This window comes from Buttiauxella agrestis ATCC 33320 (assembly GCF_000735355.1).
In the GTDB taxonomy this organism is placed as follows: domain Bacteria; phylum Pseudomonadota; class Gammaproteobacteria; order Enterobacterales; family Enterobacteriaceae; genus Buttiauxella; species Buttiauxella agrestis.
The window spans coordinates 1-26,776 of record NZ_JMPI01000015.1 but is presented as its reverse complement, the minus strand read 5'-3'; the positions used below and the strand labels follow the sequence as shown (position 1 = coordinate 26,776).

Below are 26,776 nucleotides of genomic sequence, written 5' to 3'. Positions count from 1 at the left end.
TGATTTCGCCAAACACACCCTCACCTGCACCTATAACGATCTTGCCAGCGTGCGTGCAGCATTCGAGCAGTATCCGCAGGATATCGCTTGTATCATCGTTGAACCGGTCGCGGGCAACATGAACTGCATTCCACCAAACGCCGATTTCCTGCCGGGCTTACGCGCCCTGTGTGATGAGTTTGGCGCCCTGTTTATCATCGACGAAGTGATGACTGGCTTCCGTGTTGCACTGGCGGGCGCGCAGTCTTACTACGACGTGGAGCCTGACTTAACGTGCCTGGGTAAAATCATCGGTGGCGGAATGCCAGTCGGTGCGTTCGGTGGCCGCCGTGAAATCATGGACGCACTGGCACCAACCGGCCCGGTTTATCAGGCGGGTACGCTTTCTGGTAATCCAATCGCGATGGCCGCAGGTTACGCATGCCTGACAGAAGTCTCTCAACCTGGCATTCACCAGACGTTGACTGAGCTGACTGAAATGCTGGCGCATGGGCTGTTGAAAGCCGCGAAAGAAGAAAACATTCCTTTGGTTGTCAATAACGTCGGCGGCATGTTCGGCTTGTTCTTCACCGATGCAGAGTCTGTGACGAGCTATAAGGATGTGATGGCGTGTGACGTTGAGCGCTTTAAGAAGTTCTTCCATTTGATGCTGGAAGAAGGCGTTTACCTGGCACCGTCTGCATTTGAAGCAGGCTTTATGTCAGTTGCGCATTCGAAAGAAGATATTCAGAAGACGATTGACGCCGCGCGTCGGGTGTTTGCGAAGCTGTAATCTTTTGCCCCTCACCCCGGCCCTCTCCCCCAGGAGAGGGGAAAAACGATCCGTCCCCTCTCCCTCAGGAGAGGGGTTAGGGTGAGGGTGAGGGTGAACACAAATCACCGGGTCTGTTTACGCAGCAAATAAACAAAATATGGCGCACCGATAAACGTCGCCAACAACCCGGCTGGAACCTGATCCGGGAACAAAATCATTCTCCCGCACCAGTCCGCCGCGACCATCAGCATCCCACCGAATAACGCCGACATAATCAGTTGTGGCATTGCACGCCGGAAACCTAACATCCGGGCAATATGCGGCGCCATTAAGCCGACAAAACTCAACGGGCCAACGGTCATGGTTGCGGCAGCAGTTAATGTTGCAGCCAGCAAAAGCAAAGCAAAACGCGATGGCGTCAGCGCCATACCAATTGCCCGTGCGGTCGCGCCACCTAATGGCAGAATCATCAACCAACGGCGGCAAAGCGGCGTCAGCGCGAATAAGATAACCATCAGGATCAGCGTTCTGACAGCCTGGTCGCCGGTCACGTTGTACGTTGAACCGGAAATCCAGGTGAGTATTCCCGCCATACGCGGATCGCCGCTTGCCATCAACAGCATCAGCAACATGGTAAAAGCGGTACTCAGCGCCATCCCGGCCAGCAACATGCGCTGAGGGGAAAAACCGCCACGGCTGGCTGTGACCATAATCACCAGAAGCGTCACCGCAGCACCCAGACTGCCCGCCGGGAATAACCAGCCAAAGGCATTTCCAGGTACAATAAACAGCATCACCACCACACCAAATGCCGCACCAGAACTGATGCCCAGGACTTCCGGACTTGCCATTGCGTTGCCGGTTAAACGCTGAATCACGCTCCCGGCGACGGCCAACATCATGCCCGCAGTGAGTGCGGCCAGAACGCGCGGCCAGCGCCACTGCAACAGGTCATGGAATAACGAACCACTCACCCAATTCCAACCCTGTACGTCGCGCCCCATCGTCAATGCGGTGGCGATAACCAACGCTAACACGCCGCTGCCAATCAACACCCACCAGAGCAGATGCTGACGCTCAACCGGAACGTTATCGCCCTGGTTCATGGCAGGCGTACCCACCGTTCGCAGACGCGGCAAAAGCCAGAGCAGTAACGGCGCACCAATCAAAGCCGTCACAGTGCCGGTAGAAATTTCACGCCATGCGCTGGTGAGCCAGATAACGGATTGATCCGACAGCCAGAGAATTAATGCCCCGATAAGCGGCGCGAGGAATAGCCGAGCCACCAGGCGACGCGCTCCCAGCATTTTAGCCAGAAGCGGTGCAAACAAACCGATAAAACCGATAATCCCCACCGCATTGACCAGCAATGCGCTAATGGCAATCGCCAAAACCAGTGTCGCGAGGCGCACCATGGAAAGCGCCAGGCCAAGATTACGCGCCACGCCATCGTCGAGGCCCATCAGCGTTAGCGGGCGCAACAGCAACAGCGTTAATAACAATCCGCCAACCAGACGCGGCCACAGGCCATTCACGATATCCCAGTCCTGCTGGTTCAAGGAACCGGTGCTCCACAGGAACATATTCTGCAACTGGTCGTGATGGAAAATCGCGAGTAATTGATTCACCGCGCCGCAATACAGGCTCAGTACCAGACCGGCCAGAATCAACGTGACCGGCGATAAACGCTTACCCCACGCCACGCCGAACACCAGTAAACCGACCACGCCCGCGCCCACTAAGGCCGCAAATTGTTGCGTCGCGAATCCACCGGGCAGCGCCCACAGCGTAGCGACAGTAACGCCGAGCTGCGCACCACTCGCCACGCCAAGCGTGGTGGGTTCCGCAAGAGGGTTTCGCAGAACTTGTTGGAATAGCACGCCCACAAGCCCCAACCCTGCCCCGACCAATAAGGAAATGGCCAGACGAGGCAACAAGCTGTAGTGGAATAACATCTGATTGATGTCATCGATATTTGGCTGCCACCAGGCGGATACCCACAGGGCAGATGGAAGCTGAGCCTTGAGATTGTGCAGCGTCAGCGCGCAGGCAATCACAAACAGCAGCGATAACAAGATCGCCGGGAACAAAGCATGACGATGCTTCACGCCTGGCTCCCTATGGCTTTCGCCAGCGTGTTCGTGAAGCTCATAGCTGAAAGCGTCGCGCCATAAAGCCAGACCGGAGGGACTCGTTGGAAACGATTCTGGCGCACGAAAGGCATCGAATTCCACAACGGAGTGGCGGTCACGCGGGCCATTTCCGCATCATTATTATGATCAAAACAGATGACGTCGGCGTCTTTCACTTCGGCTAAACGCTCCAGGCCAACCACCGCGCTGCCCCAGAAGTTAGTTTCACCAGACCAGGCATTTTTCACTCCGAGCAAATCCATCACCTGTTGGAACAAGCTATTTTTGCCGATAATCAGCGCATGGCGGGAATCTAATAATGTCATCAGTAAAACGGGTTTATCACCACGCCCGGCAAAGCGGGGTTTCATCTGCTCGATAAACTGGTCAAATTTCAGTAAGTGATCTTTTGCTGCCTGCTGCATCCCCAGTTTTTCGCCCAGTTCTGTCAGAGACTTGCGAGCGACGGTCAGCGGTTTGCCTGAGCCATCGTTAAAACTAAAACCCAGACCGGGTGCGATGCGCGCCATTTTTTCAGGTGCCGGGCCGTAGCCTGCGGAATAGAGAATCAGCGACGGTTTTAGCTGGGTGAGAAGCTCAAGATTGGGTTCAGTTCGCAGCCCAACGTCGATAATGCCAGCAGGCAATTTGGGCTCGCCGACCCAGGCTTGATAATTGGCGATATCGGCCATCGCATAGGGTTTTACGCCCAGCGCCAGCATCAGTTCAACGGGCAACCATTCCAGCGCCACAATGCGATGAGGGTCAATTGAAGCCGCGTGAGCATTGCCCATTTTGAGCAGTAACGGCGAGAGCGCGAGTGCCGCCAGTAGCTGACGACGGCTCATTGAAGGATTAATCAATTCACTCATTAGTAAACAAAACTCACGGGAGCCGCACCCGCAGGATGTGGCAGAATCCCCATAGGAATACCGTAAATCTTCTCCAGCGTTTCGCTTTGCATTAATTCGGCAGGGGTTCCCTGAGCAATCATTTCACCGCCACGCAGCGCTACAAGGTTATCGCAATAGCGGGCGGCCATATTGATATCGTGCAGTACTGCAATCACCGTCAGACCACGTTCCTGGCTCAGGCGATGGATAAGCGCGAGGACGTCAACCTGATGGGCAATATCCAGCGCCGACGTTGGTTCATCCAACAACAGGCAGCGGCTGTCTTGCGCGACTAACATCGCAATCCATGCCCGCTGGCGTTCGCCGCCGGAAAGGCTATCAACCAGGCGATGAGCAAAAGGCTTCAGGCCAACCAGCGTAATCGCCTCTTCAACCAGTTCCCTGTCCGCCACGCCAAAACGACCCAGCGCGCCGTGCCACGGATAGCGACCAATCGCCACTAGCTCACGTACGGTCATGCCTTCTGCGGCCGGAAGTTGCTGCGGTAAATAAGCGACTTTGCGCGCAAATTCTTTGCTGCTCCAGCTATCCAGCGGTTGGTCGTTAAGATTAATTTCCCCGGCAGAAGATTTCTGATGACGGCCCAGCATTTTCAGCAGCGTCGATTTCCCCGAGCCGTTATGCCCAATCAGACCCGTCACTTTTCCAACGGGAAAGGTAATGGAAAGCGGATGGAGAAGCGTGCGACCGGGTACGCGGAAAGTAACGTCAGTGAGGCTAAACGTGGTATCGGGATGAAGGTGTTTGTCCTGCATGGGAGCCATCTTTGTTGATGGGCACGGCGAACCGTGCCCGAATACACTTAGAAGCGGAATGTTGCAGTCGCAACAACCTGGCGCTCTGCGCCCCAGAAGCAACCATAGGTTTCAAAGCAGCTGGCAACGTATTCACGGTCAAGCAGGTTGTTCACGTTTACCGCAATGCTTGAACCATTCAGACCGAAACGACCGAGGTCATATTTGACCACTGCGTCCAGCACCGCTGCGCTACCGACTTTGAAGGTATTAGCCGGATCGCCGTAGCTTGAACCAATGAAGCGGCCGCCCGTCCCCAGAGTCAGACCACTCAGCACGCCATCGTTGAAGGTGTAATCACCCCACAGCGAAGCCATGTGTTCTGGCACTTGCGCAGGCGTGTTGCCTTGCAAAGTAGTGTCTTTGGTGTACTCCGCATCGGTATAGGTATAAGACGCGGTGACGTTGATGTTGGCATTGAGAGCGGCTTTCGCTTCCAGTTCCACACCACGCGCACGAACTTCACCCGCAGGAACCTGGTTGTAAGCATTCGTTGGGTCAGTCATCAGCGTATCAGACTTGGTCAGCTGATAGACCGCACCGGTAATCACCACCGGCATATCTTTCGGCACATACTTCACGCCCGCTTCGTATTGCTCACCTTTGGAAGGTTCATAAGCGACACGCGGCGTGCTGTACAGGCTAAAGGCGTTAGGCTCGAAAGACTGGCTGTAGCTGATGTATGGTGAAATACCGTTATCAAACAGGTAGTTCACACCGCCACGCCAGGTAAATTGTTTGTCGTTACGCTCGATGTAACCGTTGTCGCTGCGCACTGTGGTCGCTTGCTTAGACCAGTCGTAACGGCCGCCCAGTGTAAGCACCCATTTGTCCCACTCAGCCTGATCCTGAACGTAAAGACCGGTTTGCTCGCTTTCGTTCATCTGATAAGGCACAGCTTCGCCGAAATCAACCGGTTCCATTGGCGGCAGATTATTCAAATCCAGCGGAGGAGCATTACCAAACAAGGCGCTGATATCGTTACGCATACGCGAGTAATCCACACCTGTTAACAGAGTGTGTTCAACCGCGCCAGTCGCGAAGTTGCTTTGCAGTTGGGTATCAACGCTAAAGTTTTGCAGACGTTCTTTATCAACAACAGTGCCACGGCCCAAATAATGCGCCTGCTGCTCTGGTGACATTGCCTGACAGTAAACGTTGAAGGCATTCATGCTGTTGTTACACAGCCCGGTGCCGTATGCGCTTTGCTGATCAACTTTCATCTCAGCGAAACGCAGGTTCTGACGCACGGTAAAGGTGTCGTTAAAGCCGTGTTCGAAGCTGTAACCGACCATTTTCTGGTTACGGGAATAGCTGTTGTTCGTGGCACCTTCATTGAAATCAGTTGGCAGGTGACCGCCGCCTGGCAGTGGTTCAACCGTCCCTTCTTTTGGCAACCAGCCGTAATAACCGGTTTCTGGTTCATTCTGGAAATAGGACAAGAAGGTGAAATTAGTCTTGTCATCCGGACGCCATGAGAAAGAAGGCGCGATAGCATAACGCTGCGATTCTGCACCCTGCTGCTGTTCGTTACCAGAACGCGCAACACCGGTAAGGCGGTAGGAATACACGCCATCGTCGTCCAGCGCGTCGCTGAAATCAAAACCCGTCTGGAACAGGCTGTCAGTGCCCATTTTGAACTGAACTTCATGAAGCGGTTCTGTGGTCGGGCGCTTGCTGACCATAGAAACGATACCGCCCGGGCTGCTTTTTCCGTACAACACGGAAGTCGGGCCGCGCATCAGTTCTACACGTTCCAGCATATAAGGGTCGATGACGGCATCGTTATAGAAATCGCCCTGCATTTTCAGGCCATCCAGATAGTTGTTCTGGTTCAGGCCAACAGAGGAAAAGCCACGAATGATAACAAAATCATAGGTGTTCGAAGCGCCACGGCTGCTTACTGTCACGCCGGGGGTGTAGCCCAGGGCTTCTTTCACCGACTGGAACTGATGTATCTGCATCTCTTCGTTGGTCACAACCGAAATAGACTGCGGCGTCTTTTCGATTGGGGTATCTGTTTTGGTCGCGGTCGCGCTGCGTTTAGCCGCGATAGTTGGTGACGGGCCCCACGCGCTTTCATCAGCCGCAGCGTTTGCGGAAACCGTGATGGTGTCTTCTTTAGTTGTTGTGTTGTCTGCTGCAAAACTTGATGCACTCACACCGCTCACGGTGGCCGCAACAAAAAATGCAAGTTTACGGAGAGAGGTGTTGACTGGTTGTCCAGTTCTTAAACGCGCCATTATGGTTTCTCTGATGAAGTGACGAATGATAACGTAAACGATAATTATTATTATGCCCGCAGAATAATAGACGAAACGGAAAGCGCATAGCAAGCAGATCACACCCCTAACGAGTGCGAGGGAATAATAATTAACCAGAGTAATTGCATGGACTTAACAAAAAAGAAAAGCCCCCGTTACAAACGGAGGCTTTTTCAGAATACAGCGAGGATTAGTTACCGCCGAACATGTCCTTAATCCACCCGGCAACGCCATCACTTTTTTCTGGCTGTTGCTGTGGTTGTTGTTGCTGTTGTTGCTGCGGCTGCTGTTGTTGAGGCTGCCCCTGCGACTGGCTAAACGGATTGTTGTTTTGCTCAGCCTGCTGGCTTTGCTGACACAAACCGTCTGGATTCGTCGTCCACACTGGCAACGTACGATCGCCACCACCGCCGCACTGGAAGTAACCCGCGCTATCCACACTCATATCGACGATATCTTCCGGTGGATTGAGCACCAACGGAATTGGCGTCTGGTTAGCAAGGTAGCGCTGATACAACGACATCGCACCGCTTGCGCCATACAGCTTGGTCGGCTGGTTGTTATCACGCCCAACCCAGGTAATAGCCACTTCTTTGCCATCAATACCGGCAAACCAGGTATCGACGTTATCGTTGGTCGTCCCCGTTTTACCTGCCAGATGCAGGTTCGGATATTTGCCACCCAACGCACGCCCTGTACCGCGAGCCATAACCTGCTGCATGGTAAACAGCGTCATGTACGCCGCCTGAGGTGGAACAGCTTGTTCCGCCTGCGGGAAGCTTTGATACAACACGGTACCGTCTTCAGCAATCACCGAGCGTAACGCCGACAGCGTTGCGCGATTACCGCCGCTGGCAATGGTCTGGAACGCCTGAGCCACTTCGATTGGCGTCAGGTTCAGCGCCCCCAGCAACATAGCCGGAACCGGGTGCAACTGGTTCTGCGGCACGCCAAGTTTAACCCAGGTATCGGTTACCGCTGGCAAGCCCAGCGCCATACCCAGGTTGACGGTTGGCACGTTCATCGAACGCGTCAGCGCGTCCACGAGCATGACCTTGCCACTCTCACTGTAACGACGGTCATCGTTTTGCGGCGACCACACTTGCCCGTTTGGCTGTTTCAACGCGATTGGCGCATCGGCAATCCAGGTATTCAGTCGGTACGCATCCGGCTGGCTTAGAGCCGTCAGATACGTCGCTGGTTTCGCCAGAGAACCAATGGAACGACGCGCCTGCATCGCACGGTTAAAGCCTGCGAATTGCGTTTCTGCCCCGCCCACCATGGCACGAACTTCGCCGGTAGAGCGGTCAACAATCACCATGGCCGCTTCGAGATCTTTGAGCTTACGGGAGGCACGCAGTACCGGAACCCCTTCGCTCACCGCTTTTTCTGCCGCATCCTGGGAAACGGAGTCAAACGTAGTAAAGATCTTCACGCCAGACAGATCTTTAACTTTATCGCCAAGTTTTGTCTGGAGTTCGTTACGCACCATCTGCATAAACGCAGGCTGTGGCGAAATCACACCACCACGCGGTTGCACACCCAGCGGGCGAGCACTCAGCATGTCGTACAATTCCTGGTCGATCACCTTCTGCTCTTGCAGCAGGCGCAACACAAGGTTACGTCGTTCCAGCGCCAGTTTTGGGTTACGCCATGGGTTGTAAATCGACGCCCCTTTCACCATCCCCACCAGCAACGCTTGCTGGTCAAGGCTCAGTTCTTCAACCGGGCGACCGAAGTAGTACAGGCTCGCCAATGGGAAGCCGCGAATTTCGTTATCGCCGCTCTGACCGAGATACACTTCGTTCAGGTACAGCTCAAGAATGCGATCTTTGCCGTAACGCGCATCCATGATCAGCGCCATGTACGCTTCGTTCGCTTTACGCCAGTAAGAGCGTTCGCTCGACAGGAACAGGTTCTTAACCAACTGCTGCGTCAGCGTACTCGCGCCCTGCACGGTACGACCGGCAGTGAGGTTAGCCAGCACCGCACGACCAATAGAGTAGAAGCTGATGCCATCGTGCTCATAGAAATGACGGTCTTCAGTGGCAATCAGGGTATCAACCAACAGCTCCGGGAAACCGGTGCGCGGCACAAACAGACGCTGCTCGCCATTCGGCGAAGACAACATAGTGATCAGGCGCGGATCCAGACGGAAGAAACCGAAGCTACGGTTGTTATCCATATTCTGGATAGAATCCAGATGGTCGCCATCAAACACCAGACGTGCGCGGATCTGCCCTTCTTTACTATCAGGGAAATCGAACGGACGACGGATCATCTCGATGCTATTGCCCTGCACCGTAAACTCACCAGGACGCGTCATTTTAGTTACCTGACGGTACTGAGTCGCTTCCAGCAGGTTGACCATCTCTTTTTTGCTGTACGGCATATCCGGCTCAAGGTTCACCATACGGCCATAAACTGCCGCCGGGAGCTGCCAGACTTTGCCATCAATGCGCGTGCGAATCTTCTGGTCAAGGTAGACGCCGTAAATCACAAACAGCACCACGAAGACCACAAACAGTTTTACTAAGAACCACAACCAGCGGCGCTTTTTACGTGGCGGACGGCCATTGCCGCTGCCTTTTCCTTTACGTGGCGGCATCGGTTCCTCGTCATCGTAATCATCGTCATAATCCGCGTCGTATTCCTCTTCCCGGACTCGACGACGGCTGACTTTCTCTTTTGCGGGACGTGAAGGTTTGCCTTTACGTCCAATAGGTTCGCGGTCATTCCCCGCCATTGCTTTCTCCACCAAAATAAGGCGCACGGCCTGATTTTCCTTTCTTTCGCTAAACGCAAAAGAGGAAATCTCTCAAAGTTATTGGTACTTTTTAGTGCGCCGCGTTGGCAGCGCATCTGCTGGCGAATCCGGCCAGACGTGCTTTGGATAACGTCCTTTCATCTCTTTTTGCACTTCCCGGTATGCACCGTTCCAGAATGCGGTTAAATCACGCGTTATCTGCAAAGGGCGCTGCGCCGGGGAGAGCAGTTCCAGAACCAACGGCACACGACCATCGGCAATCACCGGTGTTTGTGCCTCGCCAAACATTTCTTGCATACGAACCGCAAGAACAGGCGGGTTTTCATCGTCATAGCGAATCGCTATCTGGCTTCCGGTCGGCACAGTGTAATGAGTTGGCAGCGCACTATCCAGACGTATGCGCGCGTTCCAGTCGAGCAAGTTCTGTAACGCACGTGTGACATCAATGTTTTTTAATGCCCGCAGCGAGTGTACACCATGCAGTTCAGGTAATAACCAGCGATCTAGCGCTCCGAGCAAGGCGTTGTCTGAAACTTCAGGCCATTGCAGTTCGGGCAGCCATTTTGCCGCACAGGCCAGACGTGTTCTGAACTGTTGCGCCTGAGGCGACCAATTCAAAACGGCCAAACCTTTATCACGAATGCCGTTAAGCATCGCCTGATGCAGCTCGTCTTCGGATGGTTTTGCCAGTGGCTGAACTTTCAACACCAGTTTGCCAATTTGCGTGCGACGAAACGCTTTCAGCGTGCCTTGCGTTTCATCCCATTCCACGGAGTCGCTTTGGGTTAGCAGTGCCGGACATTGCGCCGCAAGCGCGTCGATGTCCAGAGGAATGGCCTGTAAAATACGGGCGTCGGGCGTATTGCTCCCCTGCAACAATAGCGGTGCTAATAGCCATTCGTAACGCGTTAACGGATCGTCCTGATTAAGCATCGCCCCCATGCCGTTGGCTAACTGGTAACGACCATCCAGACCCCGACGGCGAGCGATTCTGTCGGGGAAAGCCTGCGCCATTAACTGTGCGGCAAGAGAGAAATCGGCTTCGCCGCCACGGCTGTTCAACCTTTTTAGCAATTGCCCGCTGCGCTGCTGCCAGTTTTCCTGACGACGGCTAAACGCGTTCCGCAAATCGCTATCCTGGCCTCGCGGAGGTTCTTCAAGAATCGCCGTCAGACGGGCAGCCGTTACCTGTTCATCTGCCGTTTTCGCATTGACTAACATGGCGGCAAAACGCGGGTCGTTACCGAGACTCGCCATTTTCTGGCCTGTGGGCGTGAGCCGGTTTTGCTCATCAAGCGCGTTGAGCTGGCGTAATAAAGTGCGTGCAGCCGCAATATTGGCGACAGGCGGCGTATCAAGCCACGTCAGTTGATTCAGGTCTGAGCAGCCCCATTGCAGTAAATCGAGCAGCAAACCGGAGAGGTCACTTTGCAGGATTTCCGGCTCGCTTTGAGTGCTCGCACGCTCAGCCTGCTCCGCGCTGATAAGATGCAAACAAATCCCTGGCTCCAGACGCCCTGCTCGCCCGGCACGCTGAATCATCGACGCCTGGCTAATGCGCTGAGTGACAAGGCGCGTTAACCCGGTGCGCACATCAAAACGAGCGACACGCTCTTGCGCGCAGTCCACGACCAGGCGAATGCCTTCGATGGTCAGACTGGTTTCGGCGATATTGGTCGCCAGCACCACTTTGCGCATGCCGTTCTGCGCAGGCAAAATCGCTTTGCGCTGCTCGCCCAAAGGCAATGCGCCGTATAACGGGCAAAGCTGAACATCGCTTGCGACGCGCTCTTGCAGTTGCTGCGCGACACGCTGAATTTCACCCACACCGGGTAGAAACAGCAATAACGAGCCTGACTCTTCACGCAGCAAATTCGCCACCGCTATGGCGACGGCTTCATCAAAACGTTGGTGAGTTGAAAGCGGGCTGTAGCGACGATCTACCGGAAATGCCCGCCCTTCAGAACTGATAACCGGCGCCTGAGGTAAACATTGCTGCAAGCGTGAGTTATCAAGCGTTGCCGACATAATCAGCAACTTGAGGTCATCGCGTAAGCCTTGCTGCACGTCGAGTAACAGCGCCAGCGCCAGATCGGCTTGCAGACTACGTTCGTGGAATTCATCGAGGATAACCAGCGCCACCCCGGCGAGTTCAGGATCGTGCTGAATCATGCGCGTCAAAATACCTTCGGTTACCACTTCAAGCTGCGTATTTGGCCCTACACAGGTTTCGGCACGCATCCGGTAGCCGACTGTTTCACCGGGCTTTTCACCCAATAACTCAGCCAGACGCTGTGCCACATTACGTGCCGCCAGGCGACGAGGTTCCAGCAGTAGAATGCGCCCGCCTAAGTTTGCCTGCTGTAAAATCTGCAACGGTAACCAGGTTGATTTACCGGCACCCGTTGGCGCGCTCAGTAAAATCTGCGGTGCGTTTTGTAAGGCGTTAAGAATATCGGGTAGCACTGCGGCAACCGGTAATGACGACACAGACGGCTCCAAACGGGTATGATGCGAAGTTCGCTATTGTAGCATTACGACAAGACATTATTGAGAGAACCAATATGGCTGAGACTCGCCGTCTGTTTTTTGCCCTCGAGCTACCCAAAGAGGTGCAACAACAGATTATCCACTGGCGCGCCACACAGTTCCCTGAAGATACCGGACGCCCGGTGGCCGCCGAAAACTTGCATCTGACGCTGGCCTTTTTGGGTGATATCAGCGCGGATAAACAAAAAGCGTTGAGCCAACTCGCCGGGCGCATTCGACAGAAAGGTTTTACCCTGGCGATAGACGATGCCGGGCAATGGCTGCGCTCAAACGTTGTGTGGATTGGCCCACGTCACGCACCTTTAGGATTAATTCAACTGGCGAATATGTTACGTTCCCAGGCGGCGCGTAATGGCTGTTACCAAAGCCCGCAGCCGTTTCATCCGCATATCACGCTTTATCGCAACACGCCGCGAGCGGTCACCATCCCACCCCCTAATTTTCGCTGGCAGTTTAAGGTCGATGAATTTGCCCTGTATGAGTCTGTATTCAGACAGGGCCGCACTCGTTACCAGGAATTACAACGCTGGACACTAAGTAATAAGGAAGAGTGAATGGAATTTACCCCGCCGTTGCAGCAGGCCACGCTGATCAAACGCTACAAACGTTTTCTGGCCGATGTGGTGACTCCGTCTGGTGAAGAGTTGACGCTCCATTGCCCAAACACCGGGGCAATGACCGGCTGTGCAACGCCCGGCGACACTGTTTGGTATTCCACGTCTGATAGCCCGACACGTAAATATCCTCACACCTGGGAAATCACGCAGACGCAAAATGGTGAGTTTATTTGTGTGAATACGTTACGTGCCAATACCGTGGTGAAAGAAGCGTTGAATGCAGAAAGCATTTCAGAATTAATGGGCTATACAGCAATTAAAAGTGAAGTAAAGTACGGCGCTGAACGCAGCCGCATTGATTTTATGTTACAAGCAGATTGCAAGGTTAACTGCTATATTGAAGTGAAATCAGTCACGTTATCACAACAAGGATGTGGCTATTTCCCAGACGCTGTCAGCCTTCGTGGCCAGAAGCATTTGCGGGAATTGATGAGCGTGGTTTTGCAGGGCGAACGCGCGGTATTGCTGTTTGCAGTATTGCATTCTGCTATCACTCAAGTTTCCCCGGCACGCCACATCGACGCAAAATACGCGCAACTGTTATACGAGGCGCAACAGTGCGGAGTTGAAATAATTGCTTATAAGGCCGAACTTTCTGCCCGAGGGCTTACTCTAATTTCGCCGTTGCCTGTCTGTTTATAATTTCTTAATAAAGAGCAGTTAACGTTTGTCTGTTTTGTGTGCTGGCGGTTCGCGTAAATACGCTTTTCTTCACAGGGTTGTCAAGAGAGGAATTTATATAATTGCCATCCTGAAAAGCATCTGCTATTTATAGCGGCCTGATTTTCCCCCGAACAGGGGACCGATAGTGCGTGTTAAGGAGAAACAACATGCAAGAAGGGCAAAAGCGTAAAACATCGTCCCTGAGTATCCTCGCCATCGCTGGGGTGGAGCCATATCAGGAGAAAGCGGGCGAAGAGTATATGAACGAAGCCCAGCTGTCGCACTTCAAGCTTATTCTTGAAGCCTGGCGTAGCCAACTTATGGATGAAGTTGATCGCACGGTGACGCATATGCAAGACGAAGCAGCAAACTTCCCGGACCCGGTAGACCGTGCAGCCCAGGAAGAAGAGTTCAGCCTCGAACTGCGTAACCGTGACAGGGAACGTAAACTGATCAAGAAAATCGAGAAGACTCTCAAGAAAGTAGAAGACGAAGATTTCGGCTACTGCGAATCTTGTGGCGTTGAAATCGGCATCCGCCGCCTCGAAGCTCGCCCGACAGCTGATTTGTGCATTGATTGCAAAACGTTGGCAGAAATCCGCGAAAAACAAATGGCTGGCTAACAGCTCGCGATTTCATCACTTTCAAAGGCGGGAGTCTCTCCCGCCTTATTCATTTCTAGCTCCCTGAAAAATGACCACATCTCACTACATCGGGCGCTTTGCACCCTCGCCTTCGGGTGAACTCCACTTCGGTTCGTTGATTGCCGCACTCGGCAGTTACCTGCAAGCTCGCTCTCAACACGGCCAGTGGCTGGTGCGTATCGAAGATATCGACCCGCCGCGCGAAGTGCCTGGAGCCGCGACCACCATATTGCAGCAATTAGACCATTACGGTTTGCATTGGGATGGCGAGGTTTTATGGCAATCACAACGCCATGAGGCTTATCGTGAAGCCCTTTCGTTTTTACAACAGCAAGGTTTGAGTTATTACTGCACCTGCACTCGCAGCCGAATTCAACAAATCGGCGGGTTTTACGATGGCCATTGCCGCACGCTAAATCACGGGTCAGATAATGCGGCACTGCGTTTTGTGCAACGCCATCCGGTATTAAGTTTTGAAGATAAACTATACGGAACGTTAATTGCTGACGAATCCCTGGCGCGTGAAGATTTTATCATTCACCGTCGTGATGGGTTATTCGCGTATAATCTTGCTGTAGTGGTGGATGATAATTTCCAGGGCGTGAGCGAAATTGTGCGCGGTGCCGATTTAATTGAGCCAACCGTTCGACAAATTTCGCTGTATCAACAATTTGGCTGGAAGGTTCCAGATTACGTTCATTTGCCTTTGGTGCTTAATGAACATGGCGCAAAATTATCGAAGCAAAATCACGCGCCAGCCCTTCCACAAGGCGATCCGCGTCCCGTAATCCATGCTGCGCTAACATTTTTGAATCAGCCGGAAATCGCTCATTGGCAAGATTTGACGTTGAGTGAGTTACTCACTCAAGCGGTACAAACCTGGTCGCTGAAAGCCATTGTGCCAGGCTCGTCGTGAATACGTCGTTCTCAAATGCCACACACTGAGCTATGATTAGCCGCTGTTTTTTTTGTCCCTATGATTGACACTGCCGAGGTGTACTATTTTTACCAGAGTCGCTAATTTTTGCCGCAAGGTGCTTAACCGCGATGATGTCGTGGTCGAGGAGAATGAAGATCTCCCGCTAATCACGGTAATTCCGCGTGACCAGCACGCTCTGTCCCGCAAAGATATCAGTGAAAATGCCCTCAAGGTGCTCTATCGTCTGAACAAAGCAGGCTATGAGGCTTACCTCGTGGGTGGTGGTGTTCGTGACCTTTTGCTTGGCAAACGCCCGAAAGACTTTGACGTCACCACCAGCGCAACACCGGATCAGGTTCGTAAACTGTTCCGCAACTGCCGCCTGGTTGGCCGCCGCTTCCGTCTGGCTCACGTCATGTTTGGGCCGGAAATCATTGAAGTCGCCACTTTCCGTGGGCACCACGAAGAGCAGAAGTCTGATAAACAGACTTCCCAGACCGGCCAGAACGGTATGCTGCTGCGCGACAACATCTTTGGTTCTATCGAAGAAGATGCCCAGCGCCGCGATTTCACTATCAATAGCCTCTATTACAGCGTGGCTGATTTCTCAGTGCGTGATTATGTCGGTGGCCTGCGTGATTTACGCAACGGCGTTATCCGCTTAATTGGCGACCCTGAAACCCGCTATCGCGAAGACCCGGTGCGTATGCTGCGTGCTGTGCGTTTCGCCGCCAAGCTGAATATGACGATTAGCCCGGAAACCGGCGAGCCGATTCCGCGTTTAGCGACACTGATTAATGACGTGCCCCCTGCCCGCTTGTTTGAAGAATCCCTGAAACTTCTGCAAGCTGGCCACGGTTACGCGACCTACGAATTACTGCGCGAATACCAGTTGTTCCAGCCGTTATTCCCATCCATCACCCGCTACTTTACCGAGCAGGGTGACAGCCCGATGGAACGCATGATCGACCAGGTGCTGAAGAACACCGACAATCGCATTCATAACGATATGCGCGTTAATCCGGCCTTCTTGTTCTCTGCCATGTTCTGGTATCCGCAGCTTGAGATGGCTCAGAAGCTGACTCAGGAAAGCGGCCTTGCTTATATGGACGCATTCGCACTGGCAATGAATGAAGTGCTGGATGAAGCCTGCCGTGCGCTGGCGATTCCAAAACGCATTACCACACTGGTGCGTGATATCTGGGGCTTGCAGCTTCGCCTGTCGCGCCGCCAGGGCAAACGCGCATGGAAACTGATGGAGCATCCTAAGTTCCGTGCGGCGTACGATTTACTGGCGCTGCGTGCAGAAGTAGAAAATAACCAGGAATTACAACGCCTGACCAAGTGGTGGGGTGAATTCCAGGTCGCGGCTCCTCCTGCGCAAAAAGATATGCTCGATGTGTTAGGTGATGAGCCAGCCGTCCGCCGCCGTCATCGTCGCCCGCGTAAGCGTGCACCGCGCAGCGGTGGAAGTGCATGACGCTTGCGTACATCGCGCTAGGCAGCAACCAGGCGTCTCCGCTTGAGCAAGTGACTCACGCGCTTGACGCCATGGCAACCATTCCGCAAAGCCGGGTGGTTGCGATTTCCTCTTTCTACCGCACCCCGCCACTCGGCCCGCAAGACCAACCTGATTACTTAAATGCTGCCGTCGCACTGGAAACTGAACTGTCTGCGGAAGGCTTACTGGCTCACACTCAACGTATTGAGTTAGAGCATGGTCGTGTGCGCAAAGCAGAACGTTGGGGGCCGCGTACGCTCGATCTCGATATTATGCTGTTCGGTAATCTGACTATCGCAACACCTACGCTTACCGTGCCGCATTACGATATGAAAAACCGCGCATTTATGTTGGTTCCGCTGCTGGAAATTGCGCCTGATAGCGCGTTCCCTGGTGGACAGCGCGTGGCTGACGTTTTAAAACACCTCTCCCAGGATGGGATTAGTTTGTGGTAACCAGGGACGTGTTCATTTAATTAATATCATTCCGGGACTGCCATGAAACCAACCACCATGTCTCAGTTGCGCCAGTGGAAACAGGCTCAACGCAAATTCGCGACAATCACCGCCTACGATTTCAGCTTTGCAAAACTGTTTGCCGATGAAGGCATTGGCGTGCTGCTGGTTGGTGATTCGTTAGGGATGACTGTTCAGGGCCACGACTCCACTCTGCCCGTCACCGTGCAGGATATTGCCTACCACACACGCGCCGTGCGCCGTGGTGCGCCAAATTGCCTGCTGCTGGCCGATCTGCCGTTTATGTCTTACGCCACGCCTGAACAAACCTTTGCCAACTCCGCCGAACTGATGCGCGCCGGTGCCAATATGGTCAAGCTTGAAGGCGGTCGTTGGCTGGCTGACACTGTCAAAATGCTGACCGAGCGTGCCGTTCCCGTTTGCGGGCATTTGGGTCTGACGCCGCAGTCGGTCAATATCTTCGGTGGCTATAAGATTCAGGGGCGTGATGAAGCCGCTGCGCAAACACTGTTTGATGACGCCGTTGCTCTCGAAGCCGCAGGTGCACAATTATTAGTGCTGGAATGCGTGCCGGTCGCACTGGCGAAACGCATCACCGAGGCGCTGACCATTCCGGTTATCGGCATCGGTGCAGGCAACGTCACTGACGGGCAGATTCTGGTGATGCATGATGCATTTGGCATTACCGGCGGCCATATTCCAAAGTTTGCGAAGAACTTCCTCACCGGAACCGGTGATATGCGCGCTGCGGTGCGACAGTACATTTCCGAAGTTGAGTCCGGCACCTATCCAGGTGAAGAACACAGTTTCCACTGACAGGAGAAGGGTTGTGTTGATTATCGAAACCATACCGCTGTTACGTCAGCAAATTCGCCGCTGGCGCCAGGAAGGCAAACGCATCGCGCTGGTGCCGACGATGGGCAACCTGCACGACGGGCATATGAAGCTGGTCGATGATGCCAAAAGCCGTGCCGATGTGGTGGTCACCACTATTTTTGTTAATCCAATGCAGTTTGACCGTCCGGACGATTTAACCCGGTATCCGCGCACCTTGCAGGAAGATTGCGAAAAACTGAATCGTCGAAAAGTGGATTTGGTATTTGCACCTGCTCCTGCCGATATTTACCCGCAAGGCCTGGATTCTCAGACCTTTGTCGAAGTGCCATGCCTTTCGACAATGCTTGAAGGCGCAAGCCGCCCTGGGCATTTCCGTGGCGTTTCGACCATCGTCAGCAAGCTGTTTAATATGGTGCAGCCTGACATCGCTTGCTTCGGCGAAAAAGACTTCCAGCAAGTCGCCGTGATTCGCAAAATGGTGGCGGACATGGGCTACGACATTGAAATCATCGGCGTGCCAACGGTGCGTGCGAAAGATGGCCTGGCGCTGAGTTCACGCAATGGTTATCTGACCGCCGAGCAGCGCAAAATCGCGCCGGGTTTACATAAGGTGATGCAATCACTTGCCGATAAACTGCGTGCCGGTGAGCGTGATACCGAAGAGATGCTGGCGATCGCCGCAACCGAGCTTAACGAAAAAGGTTTCCGTTCTGACGACCTGCAAATTCGCGATGCCGATACCCTGCTGGAGCTGAATGTTGAGAGCAAACGCGCGGTTGTGCTTATGGCCGCGTGGCTGGGCCAGGCGCGTTTGATTGATAATATTCAGGTCGAGCTGGCGCAGTAGACAGCGTCATAAAATCGGGCAATACTGCCCGACTAAATTCCGGTGGCAAGCATTCTGGCTTGCTGCTTACGTAACTCTAGTGATGAAGGTTTAAGCTATGATACGCACCATGCTGCAAGGCAAACTTCACCGTGTCAAAGTGACGCAGGCGGATTTGCACTATGAAGGCTCCTGCGCCATCGATCAGGACTTCCTTGAGGCGGCAGGCATTCTGGAATATGAAGCCATTGATATTTATAACGTCACCAACGGTAAGCGTTTTTCAACTTACGCTATCGCTGGCGAACGTGGTTCTAAAATCATTTCGGTAAATGGCGCTGCGGCACATTGTGCTGATGTTGGTGACATTCTGATTATCGCGACTTACGTCACCATGCCGGATGAGCAAGCGCGTAGCTGGCAGCCAAAAGTGGCCTATTTCGATGGCGATAACGAAATGAAACGCCTGGCGAAAGCCGTACCGGTTCAGGTGGCGTAATCGGCGTCAAAACGCCCTCATCCCGGCCCTCTCCCTGAGGGAGAGGGCCGGGATGAGGGCGTTACCTTTATTTCGTCTCGTTACTAATCAACCGCGACATCGTTTCCAGCGAATCAGTACGCAGAATATAAAGCCGTTTTAGCAAAAACGGATTATCTCCCGGTTTCACCTTCCCGCGCACCGTTGTCACCGCCATATGGAAACCCGCATCATTCGCGGCTTGTACCGCTTTATCGTTGTAGCCGCCAAACGGATACGACAGGTATAAAACATGCGGATTAAACTGGGCCAGCGCGCGTCTTGAATGCTCAAAATCGAGCAGAATATTGCGATAGGTTCGGCGTAAAAGTGTCGGCTGGCGGTTGGCGTCAACGCGATGCAAAAAATGCGTATGCGACTGGATATCAAACACATCCTGACTGGCCTGCAATTCCGAGAGGCTCATAAATTGCAGCGATTTTGGATTCCAGGGTTGCGGGTGCGCTTTTATGCGCGACGAGATAATAAAGGACGTCGCTTTAAAGCCGTACTCTTTAAGGATCGGATAAGCGTAGCGATAAACCGATTTCAGGCCATCATCAAACGTAATCACCACCGCCCGCGCTGGCAGGTTCATACGGTTACGCACATAGCCTTCAAGCTGGTACATCGTGAGCGTGGTGTAACCCGTATCGCGCAGCCAGGTCATTTGGTTGCTGAATGCAACAACCGAGGTAGTGGTTGAGGTATGACGGAAGCGGGTGTTCTCTTCATCGCGCAAGATGTGGTGATAGGTCAGCACTGGAATGCCGTTATCGGGCTGCGCATCAAGGCTGCTGACATACCCCAGACGGTTGCCAATTCGGATTTGATACCAGGTCTGGTTCAACCTGTCTTTCAGTTTAGCAATAATCGGGTAACGCAAATTATCTGCCAGCGTGCCAAACGGTGCGCTGCCGTTGTCGGGCGCGTTGTATACGGTGACATCGCGGAAAGTGACCAGATTTTGATTACTGAGTGGCTTGTTCAAATCACCCAGTCGGTCTTCGACTCGCTGTTTACCCGTCACCGGTTCCAGATGGGTTTTATCAATAAAACCGGTACCAAAACCGAAACTAAACTCATAATAATCCGCGGCAATTGGCACAACGGCCAGTATCTGCCCTTCCTCAATTGTGCCAACAGAAATAACTTTGTCCCCAACCTGCGCCCAGATATCGGCGTCTTCGGTGGTCTGCATGTATTGCGCGGGGGTGTGATGGCTGCTGAGCAGGCTGGCATTCGCACTGCTGCCACAAATTAGCATCAACACGGAAAAAAGAAGGCGAGTTAGCATAACGAGTTTGATTGCACTGAGTGTTTCAATGGCGGAAAGAGTCGCCATTCTAACAAAAGCTCACTCAATACCAACCTCTCAAATCAATATTGGTGGAGTAGGACGAACGGGGGATTCTTTTGTTGTTGATGCCAAAGACTGGTGATATCACCGCCACCCTGCTCAACAATGCGGTCGCGAAATTGTTCGCTGGTTAGCGTTTCGCGCTGGGCGCGCATCGCAAATAACGTGGGAAGCGTGACGCCAGAAATCACCTCGCAATGAGAATGTTGGTGGCTCATCAGTGCCGCAGTACGGTATGGCGCCGCACCGGTTTGATCGGTCAGAAAAATAACGCCATCGCCAGAGTCGCAGTTATACAACGCATCGCACATCATTCGGCTCAGCATATTGGTGCTCAACCCTTTCCAGTAATTCACCGCGTAGCATTGCGACTGTGGGCCAAAGCGTCGCTCGATTGCATCCAGCATATCCTGAGCATAGTAGTCATGACCGGCAATAACCCAACCTAACATGGCGTTCTCCTTTTCGCAGAGCGCAAGTGTGCCAGAGCGAAAAGTAAGCTCCCTGATGCTAATCAAAACTGAGTAAGAAAATTCTTCGATAACCCCCCATTTCGGGGGGTATAGATGTTAGCTGCGCAGGCCGCGACCGCGTTGAATCAGATACCAGCACAGAATGTAGAAGGCCAGGATAAAGCCCACCAGCACCGCAACGGTAAACAACAGCGGCACGTCATTGATGCCGAGGAAACCATAACGGAAGCCGCTAATCATATACACCACCGGGTTAAGGTGAGACAGCGCTTTCCAGAAAGGTGGCAGCAATGAAAGAGAGTAGAACACGCCGCCTAAATAGGTCAGCGGAGTCAGCACGAAGGTGGGAATCAGGCTGATGTCGTCAAAGGTTTTGGCAAACACGGCGTTAAGCAAACCGGCCAGCGAGAACAAAATGGCGGTCAGTAACAGCGTCAACGCGACAAACAGCCACGAGTGAACCTGGAATGGCACGAAGAACAATGAAACAGCCGTCACCAGAATGCCGACACACAGGCCACGCGCCACGCCACCGCCAACATAGCCCGCGATGATAATGTGGGTTGGAACCGGAGCCACCAGCAACTCTTCAATATTGCGCTGGAATTTGGCGCTAAAGAATGAAGAAGCCACGTTGGCATAAGAGTTGGTGATCACCGCCATCATGATCAGACCCGGCACGATAAATTGCATGTAGGTGAAACCATGCATGGAGCCGATCTGCGAGCCAATCAGATTACCAAAGATAATAAAATACAACGTCATGGTGATAACTGGCGGCACTAAAGTTTGAATCCAGATACGCGTAAAACGGTGAATTTCTTTGGTCCAGATACTTTTTAACGCGACCCAATAGAGATGCATCATGCCTTTCCTCCTTTCGGGCCGTTAACCAGCGTGACGAACAACTCTTCCAGACGGTTAGCTTTGTTACGCATACTTAACACCTGAACTCCTTGCGAGCTTAACTGGCTGAATACGCTATTAATCCCTTGCTCACGCAGCACTTCCACTTCAAGTGTTGAGGTGTCCACCAGGCGATACTGGTAGCCATCGAGTTTTGGCAACGGGCTTTTCGGCGCAAGATCGAGAATAAACGTTTCTGATTTCAGCTTTGAAAGTAATGACTTCATCGAGGTGTTTTCTACCAGCTCGCCGTTTTGAATAATACCGATATTGCGGCACAGCATTTCTGCTTCTTCAAGATAGTGAGTGGTCAGAATGATGGTGGTGCCTTTATCATTCAGATCCTTCAGGAAGCCCCACATCGAGCGGCGAAGTTCGATATCAACACCCGCAGTTGGCTCATCGAGGATCAGAAGTTTTGGCTCGTGCATTAAGGCACGGGCAATCATCAAACGGCGCTTCATGCCGCCGGATAACATACGCGCACGTTCGTTGCGTTTTTCCCACAGATCGAGCTGTTTCAGGTACTTTTCGCTACGCGCGATGGCATCCGCACGTTCGACGCCGTAATAACCCGCCTGATGCACCACAATTTGCTGCACGGTTTCAAACGGGTTGAAGTTAAATTCTTGTGGCACCAGTCCGAGCTGACGTTTAGCGTTAACCACGTCTTTTTCCAGGTCGTAACCAAACACACGAACCCGGCCAGAAGTTTTGTTAACCAGCGAACTGATGATACCGATGGTGGTGGATTTCCCTGCGCCATTGGGCCCCAGCAGCGCATAAAAGTCACCTGCTTCAACACGAAGATCTATGCCACGCAGCGCCTGAACACCGCCGGGATAGGTTTTCGTTAACTGTTCCAGTTCTAATGCAATTGTCATGGATATACGGTTACCTTGTCCGGTACAAAAAAGTTAAGCTGTTTAAAAATTATTTCAGTTGCACTATCAGTTGCCCTATATTACCTCAACGCACTTCTTCCGTTACAGGTTGTTAACTTCCATGAAAGACATAGATACCCTCATCAGCAATAACCAGGTCTGGTCAAAACTGATGGAGGACGAAGACCCGGGCTTTTTCGAACGTTTGTCTCAAGCCCAAAAGCCTCGCTTCTTGTGGATTGGCTGTTCTGATAGTCGTGTACCCGCAGAGCGTCTGACCGGGCTTGAGCCTGGCGAGTTGTTTGTTCACCGTAATGTCGCAAACCTGGTTATTCATACGGACTTGAATTGCCTTTCCGTTGTGCAGTATGCGGTTGATGTTCTTGAAGTTGAACACATTATTATTTGCGGTCACTACGGATGTGGCGGTGTACAAGCGGCGGTTGAGAACCCGGACTTAGGGCTTATCAACAACTGGTTGCTGCACATTCGCGATATCTGGTTCAAGCATAGCTCGCTGCTGGGAGAACTCCCACCGGAGCAGCGCCTGGACACACTTTGCGAGCTGAATGTGATGGAACAGGTTTATAACCTCGGTCATTCCACCATTATGCAGTCCGCGTGGAAACGCGGGCAAAAAGTGACAGTTCACGGTTGGGCTTACGGTATTCACGATGGTCGCCTGCGCGATTTAGAAGTCACCGCTACCAGCCGTGAATCGCTGGAGCAAGGTTACCGCAGCGGGATTTCAAACCTGCAAAACTCCCATATCAGCCATAAGAATAGAACACCTTCGCAGTAAGTCAGATAGCAAAAAGGGCCTTAATGGCCCTTTTTTAATGGATGCTATCGACTTATTCGTCCAGCAGAACCACTTTGCCGACGTACGGCAGATGGCGATAACGCTGAGCGTAATCAATACCATAACCCACTACGAACTCGTCAGGAATGGCGAAACCAACCCACTCCACGTTCACGTCTACTTCGCGGCGTTCCGGTTTATCCAGCAGCGTACAAATAGCCAGTGATTTTGGCTCACGCAGGCTCAGGATCTCACGCACTTTGCTCAAGGTATTACCGGAGTCGATAATATCTTCGACGATCAGCACGTCTTTACCGCGAATATCCTCATCAAGGTCTTTCAGGATTTTCACATCACGGGTGGTAGACATGCCGCTGCCGTAACTCGATGCGGTCATAAAATCGACTTCGTGGGGCACTTGCACTTCACGGCACAAATCCGCCATGAACATAAATGAGCCACGCAGCAGGCCAACCAGCACCATATCACTACCGCTATCACGATAATGTTCAGTGATCTCACGACCCAGTTCAGCGATACGGGCTTTGATCTCCGCTTCGGGGATCATCACTTCAACAGTATGTTTCATAGTTATAACCATATGATTTAAAAATAAATCATTCGATGTCGGTCAAATATCAGCCAACACAAAATATTCAGGCCAGCAGTATAACAGCAAAACCCATTCCCGTGCCCAATTGGTAAAAAAGCCATTTATGTGATGAATATCACACTTGTTAATAACTATAATGAATTGCTATCAAACTTTTAAGAGCGTGATAATTGTGAAAACAAATAACAGTGGTTCGCGAGTCATCGCAACCTTAACAGTCCTGTTTGCGGTACTGAGCGGACTGTATTTATTCATTGGCGGGATATGGTTAGTGGCAATTGGTGGGTCCTGGTACTACCCAATTGCAGGCGCGGTGATGCTCATCACCGCATGGTTACTTTGGCAACGTAAAGCTCTGGCACTTTGGATTTATGCCGTATTACTGCTTTGCACCGTCGCGTGGTCTGTCTGGGAAGTCGGTTTCGATTTCTGGGCATTAACCCCGCGTTTAGACGTTCTGTTCTTCTTCGGCGTGTGGCTACTGCTGCCGTTTGTGTACCGTCAGCTGATTAAGCCATCAGCGGGTGCGGCTCCGGCATTGGGCGCGGTATTAGTCATCACCGTGATTGGGCTGGTCTGGGCGGTATTTAACGACCCGCAAGAGATCAACGGCACGCTCAGTGCTGATGCTCAAACGCCTCCGGCGGCGAGCGCCACCATTCCGGATGCCGACTGGCCTGCGTATGGTCGCAACCAGGAAGGCCAACGCTACTCCCCTTTAAAGCAGATCAACGATAAAAACGTCGGTGAGCTTAAAGAAGCGTGGACCTTCCAGACCGGTGATGTGAAGCGCCCTACCGATCCGGGTGAAATCACGAACGAAGTGACCCCGATTAAAATCCGCGACACGCTGTACCTGTGTACTGCGCACCAGCAATTATTTGCACTGGATGCCGCCACCGGTAAGCAGAAGTGGAAGTTCGATCCGCGTCTGGATACCAACCCTTCGTTCCAGCACGTGACCTGCCGTGGCGTTTCTTATCACGAAGCGACAGCGGCTAACTCAAGCCCGGATTTGGTTTCAGACTGCCCACGTCGAATCATTCTTCCGGTGAATGATGGCCGCCTGTTTGCGATTAATGCCGATAACGGTCAGCTGTGCGAAAGCTTTGCTAACAAAGGCATTCTGAATCTGCAAACCAACATGCCGGTCACCACGCCGGGTATGTATGAGCCGACTTCACCGCCTATCATCACCGATAAAGTTATCGTGATTGCAGGTGCTGTGACGGATAACTACTCGACGCGCGAGCCGTCTGGTGTGATTCGTGGCTTTGATGTGAACAGCGGCAAGCTGCTGTGGGCATTCGACCCGGGTGCGAAAGACCCGAATACCGTTCCGGGCGATGAACACCACTTCACCATTAACTCGCCAAACTCCTGGGCACCTGCGGCCTACGACGCGAAGCTTGATTTGGTGTACCTGCCGATGGGTGTTACCACGCCAGATATCTGGGGCGGGAACCGCACACCGGAACAGGAGCGTTATGCCAGCAGCATTCTGGCGCTGAACGCCACCACCGGCAAACTGGCCTGGTCTTATCAAACAGTTCACCATGACTTGTGGGATATGGACATGCCGTCGCAGCCAACGCTTGCGGATATTACCGTTAAAGGCGAAACCGTTCCGGTTATCTACGCGCCTGCGAAAACCGGTAATATTTTTGTGCTCGACCGCCGTGACGGCAAACTGGTGGTTCCGGCTCCGGAAAAACCAGTGCCACAAGGTGCTGCAAAAGGCGATTACGTGACGCCAACTCAGCCGTTCTCGGATTTGAGTTTCCGTCCGAAGAAAGACCTGAGCGGTGCGGATATGTGGGGTGCCACGCTGTACGACCAGATGGTCTGCCGCATTATCTTCCACAAGCTGCGCTATGAAGGCATTTTCACACCACCGTCTGAGCAAGGCACACTTGTGTTCCCAGGTAACCTGGGGATGTTCGAATGGGGTGGGATTTCGGTTGACCCGAATCGTCAGGTTGCGATTGCCAACCCAATGGCGCTGCCGTTTGTTTCCAGGTTGATGCCTCGCGGCCCAGGCAACCCGATGGAGCCGCCGAAAGATGCCAAAGGTTCAGGCACTGAAACGGGCATCCAGCCACAGTACGGCGTACCATATGGCGTGACGCTGAATCCGTTCCTCTCTCCGTTTGGTTTGCCGTGTAAGCAACCGGCATGGGGCTACATTTCTGCGGTAGATTTGAAAACCAACGAAGTGGTGTGGAAGAAACGTATCGGTACTGTTCGCGACAGCTCACCGCTCCCACTGCCGTTTAAAATGGGGATGCCGATGCTTGGCGGCCCAATTTCTACCGCCGGGAACGTGTTGTTTATTGGCGCAACCGCAGATAACTACCTGCGTGCGTACAATATGAGCAACGGTGACAAGCTGTGGGAAGCACGTCTGCCAGCTGGTGGACAGGCAACGCCGATGACTTATGAAGTGAATGGCAAACAGTACGTGGTCATTTCTGCGGGCGGCCATGGTTCGTTTGGAACGAAGATGGGCGATTACATCGTCGCTTACGCTTTGCCGGACGCGAAGTAATTTAGTGGGTTACGC

At 52.9% G+C, this 26,776-nt stretch carries 22 protein-coding genes and 1 pseudogene; 12 read left to right on the top strand and 11 right to left on the bottom strand.

Going from position 1 to position 26,776, the window contains the following annotated elements:
• Positions 1–772 (top strand): aminotransferase class III-fold pyridoxal phosphate-dependent enzyme (locus GBAG_RS03205; protein WP_034493453.1); only part of this gene is annotated, 772 nt, incomplete at its 5' end.
• Positions 773–876: 104 nt separating this feature from the next.
• Here GBAG_RS03205 and fhuB read toward each other — a convergent pair.
• From fhuB to hrpB, 6 genes are all read right to left on the bottom strand, one after another.
• Complete coding sequence (gene fhuB / locus GBAG_RS03200) at positions 877–2,862, bottom strand: Fe(3+)-hydroxamate ABC transporter permease FhuB (RefSeq protein ID WP_034493451.1); 1,986 nt, start codon at positions 2,860–2,862, stop codon at positions 877–879.
• Positions 2,859–3,758, bottom strand: coding sequence for a Fe(3+)-hydroxamate ABC transporter substrate-binding protein FhuD (gene fhuD / locus GBAG_RS03195; RefSeq protein WP_034493450.1), 900 nt, complete (start codon positions 3,756–3,758; stop codon positions 2,859–2,861). Before fhuD ends, fhuB begins: the two co-directional genes overlap by 4 nt.
• A complete protein-coding gene (fhuC, locus tag GBAG_RS03190; protein WP_034493449.1) occupies positions 3,758–4,555 on the bottom strand; it encodes a Fe3+-hydroxamate ABC transporter ATP-binding protein FhuC in 798 nt (265 codons plus the stop codon). The genes fhuD and fhuC overlap by 1 nt, the downstream gene beginning before the upstream one ends.
• Positions 4,556–4,602: 47 nt before the next feature.
• Entirely contained in the window at positions 4,603–6,837 is a 2,235-nt protein-coding gene (gene fhuA, locus GBAG_RS03185; RefSeq protein ID WP_034493447.1) for a ferrichrome porin FhuA, read from the bottom strand.
• A gap of 211 nt (positions 6,838–7,048) precedes the next feature.
• Positions 7,049–9,604 (bottom strand): bifunctional glycosyl transferase/transpeptidase, encoded by a 2,556-nt coding sequence (gene mrcB / locus GBAG_RS03180; RefSeq protein ID WP_034493459.1) that lies wholly within the window; start codon positions 9,602–9,604, stop codon positions 7,049–7,051.
• 78 nt (positions 9,605–9,682) lie between these two features.
• Positions 9,683–12,115, bottom strand: a complete 2,433-nt coding sequence (gene hrpB, locus GBAG_RS03175; protein ID WP_034493446.1) for an ATP-dependent helicase HrpB — start codon at positions 12,113–12,115, stop codon at positions 9,683–9,685.
• 74 nt (positions 12,116–12,189) lie between these two features.
• Between hrpB and thpR the strand changes: the two genes are divergently transcribed.
• The 9 genes and pseudogenes from thpR (at position 12,190) to panD (ending at position 19,157) form a co-directional block, all read left to right on the top strand.
• Positions 12,190–12,729, top strand: coding sequence for an RNA 2',3'-cyclic phosphodiesterase (gene thpR / locus GBAG_RS03170; RefSeq protein WP_034493445.1), 540 nt, complete (start codon positions 12,190–12,192; stop codon positions 12,727–12,729).
• Positions 12,730–13,434 (top strand): DNA/RNA nuclease SfsA, encoded by a 705-nt coding sequence (sfsA, locus tag GBAG_RS03165; RefSeq protein ID WP_034493444.1) that lies wholly within the window; start codon positions 12,730–12,732, stop codon positions 13,432–13,434.
• 188 nt (positions 13,435–13,622) lie between these two features.
• Entirely contained in the window at positions 13,623–14,078 is a 456-nt protein-coding gene (gene dksA, locus GBAG_RS03160; protein ID WP_034493443.1) for an RNA polymerase-binding protein DksA, read from the top strand.
• 70 nt (positions 14,079–14,148) lie between these two features.
• Positions 14,149–15,044: pseudogene (gene gluQRS, locus GBAG_RS03155) on the top strand (tRNA glutamyl-Q(34) synthetase GluQRS).
• Between the two features lie 56 nt (positions 15,045–15,100).
• Positions 15,101–16,498, top strand: a complete 1,398-nt coding sequence (pcnB, locus tag GBAG_RS03150) for a polynucleotide adenylyltransferase PcnB (protein ID WP_210434936.1) — start codon at positions 15,101–15,103, stop codon at positions 16,496–16,498.
• Positions 16,495–16,974: a 2-amino-4-hydroxy-6-hydroxymethyldihydropteridine diphosphokinase gene (gene folK, locus GBAG_RS03145; protein WP_034493441.1), complete on the top strand. Its 480-nt coding sequence runs from the start codon at positions 16,495–16,497 to the stop codon at positions 16,972–16,974. Before pcnB ends, folK begins: the two co-directional genes overlap by 4 nt.
• A gap of 42 nt (positions 16,975–17,016) precedes the next feature.
• Complete coding sequence (gene panB / locus GBAG_RS03140; protein ID WP_034493440.1) at positions 17,017–17,811, top strand: 3-methyl-2-oxobutanoate hydroxymethyltransferase; 795 nt, start codon at positions 17,017–17,019, stop codon at positions 17,809–17,811.
• A gap of 13 nt (positions 17,812–17,824) precedes the next feature.
• Complete coding sequence (gene panC, locus GBAG_RS03135; protein ID WP_034493439.1) at positions 17,825–18,679, top strand: pantoate--beta-alanine ligase; 855 nt, start codon at positions 17,825–17,827, stop codon at positions 18,677–18,679.
• 97 nt (positions 18,680–18,776) lie between these two features.
• Positions 18,777–19,157: an aspartate 1-decarboxylase gene (gene panD, locus GBAG_RS03130; protein ID WP_034493438.1), complete on the top strand. Its 381-nt coding sequence runs from the start codon at positions 18,777–18,779 to the stop codon at positions 19,155–19,157.
• 67 nt (positions 19,158–19,224) lie between these two features.
• On the opposite strand, the gene GBAG_RS03125 is transcribed toward panD, so the two are convergent.
• The 4 genes from GBAG_RS03125 to GBAG_RS03110 all read right to left on the bottom strand — a co-directional run bounded on the left by GBAG_RS03125 (position 19,225) and on the right by GBAG_RS03110 (position 22,798).
• The gene (locus GBAG_RS03125; protein WP_034493456.1) at positions 19,225–20,472 is read right to left on the bottom strand and encodes a polysaccharide deacetylase family protein; all 1,248 of its coding nucleotides are present in this window, start codon (positions 20,470–20,472) and stop codon (positions 19,225–19,227) included.
• An 83-nt stretch (positions 20,473–20,555) separates the two neighbouring features.
• Positions 20,556–20,987 carry a PTS sugar transporter subunit IIA gene (locus GBAG_RS03120; RefSeq protein ID WP_034493437.1) on the bottom strand — a complete coding sequence of 144 codons (432 nt, stop codon included), beginning with the start codon at positions 20,985–20,987 and terminating at the stop codon, positions 20,556–20,558.
• A 117-nt stretch (positions 20,988–21,104) separates the two neighbouring features.
• Positions 21,105–21,875 carry an ABC transporter permease gene (locus GBAG_RS03115; RefSeq protein ID WP_034493435.1) on the bottom strand — a complete coding sequence of 257 codons (771 nt, stop codon included), beginning with the start codon at positions 21,873–21,875 and terminating at the stop codon, positions 21,105–21,107.
• On the bottom strand, positions 21,872–22,798 hold the full coding sequence (locus GBAG_RS03110; RefSeq protein WP_034493432.1) for an ABC transporter ATP-binding protein: 927 nt from the start codon (positions 22,796–22,798) through the stop codon (positions 21,872–21,874). Before GBAG_RS03110 ends, GBAG_RS03115 begins: the two co-directional genes overlap by 4 nt.
• Before the next feature lie 121 nt (positions 22,799–22,919).
• Between GBAG_RS03110 and can the strand changes: the two genes are divergently transcribed.
• Positions 22,920–23,600: a carbonate dehydratase gene (gene can, locus GBAG_RS03105; RefSeq protein ID WP_034493430.1), complete on the top strand. Its 681-nt coding sequence runs from the start codon at positions 22,920–22,922 to the stop codon at positions 23,598–23,600.
• 52 nt (positions 23,601–23,652) lie between these two features.
• Here the strand turns inward: can and hpt are convergent, their stop codons facing one another.
• Entirely contained in the window at positions 23,653–24,189 is a 537-nt protein-coding gene (gene hpt, locus GBAG_RS03100; protein WP_034460899.1) for a hypoxanthine phosphoribosyltransferase, read from the bottom strand.
• A 160-nt stretch (positions 24,190–24,349) separates the two neighbouring features.
• Here hpt and GBAG_RS03095 point away from each other — a divergent pair, with 160 nt between their 5' ends.
• On the top strand, positions 24,350–26,761 hold the full coding sequence (locus GBAG_RS03095) for a glucose/quinate/shikimate family membrane-bound PQQ-dependent dehydrogenase (protein ID WP_425591287.1): 2,412 nt from the start codon (positions 24,350–24,352) through the stop codon (positions 26,759–26,761).
• Positions 26,762–26,776 lie beyond the last annotated feature (15 nt).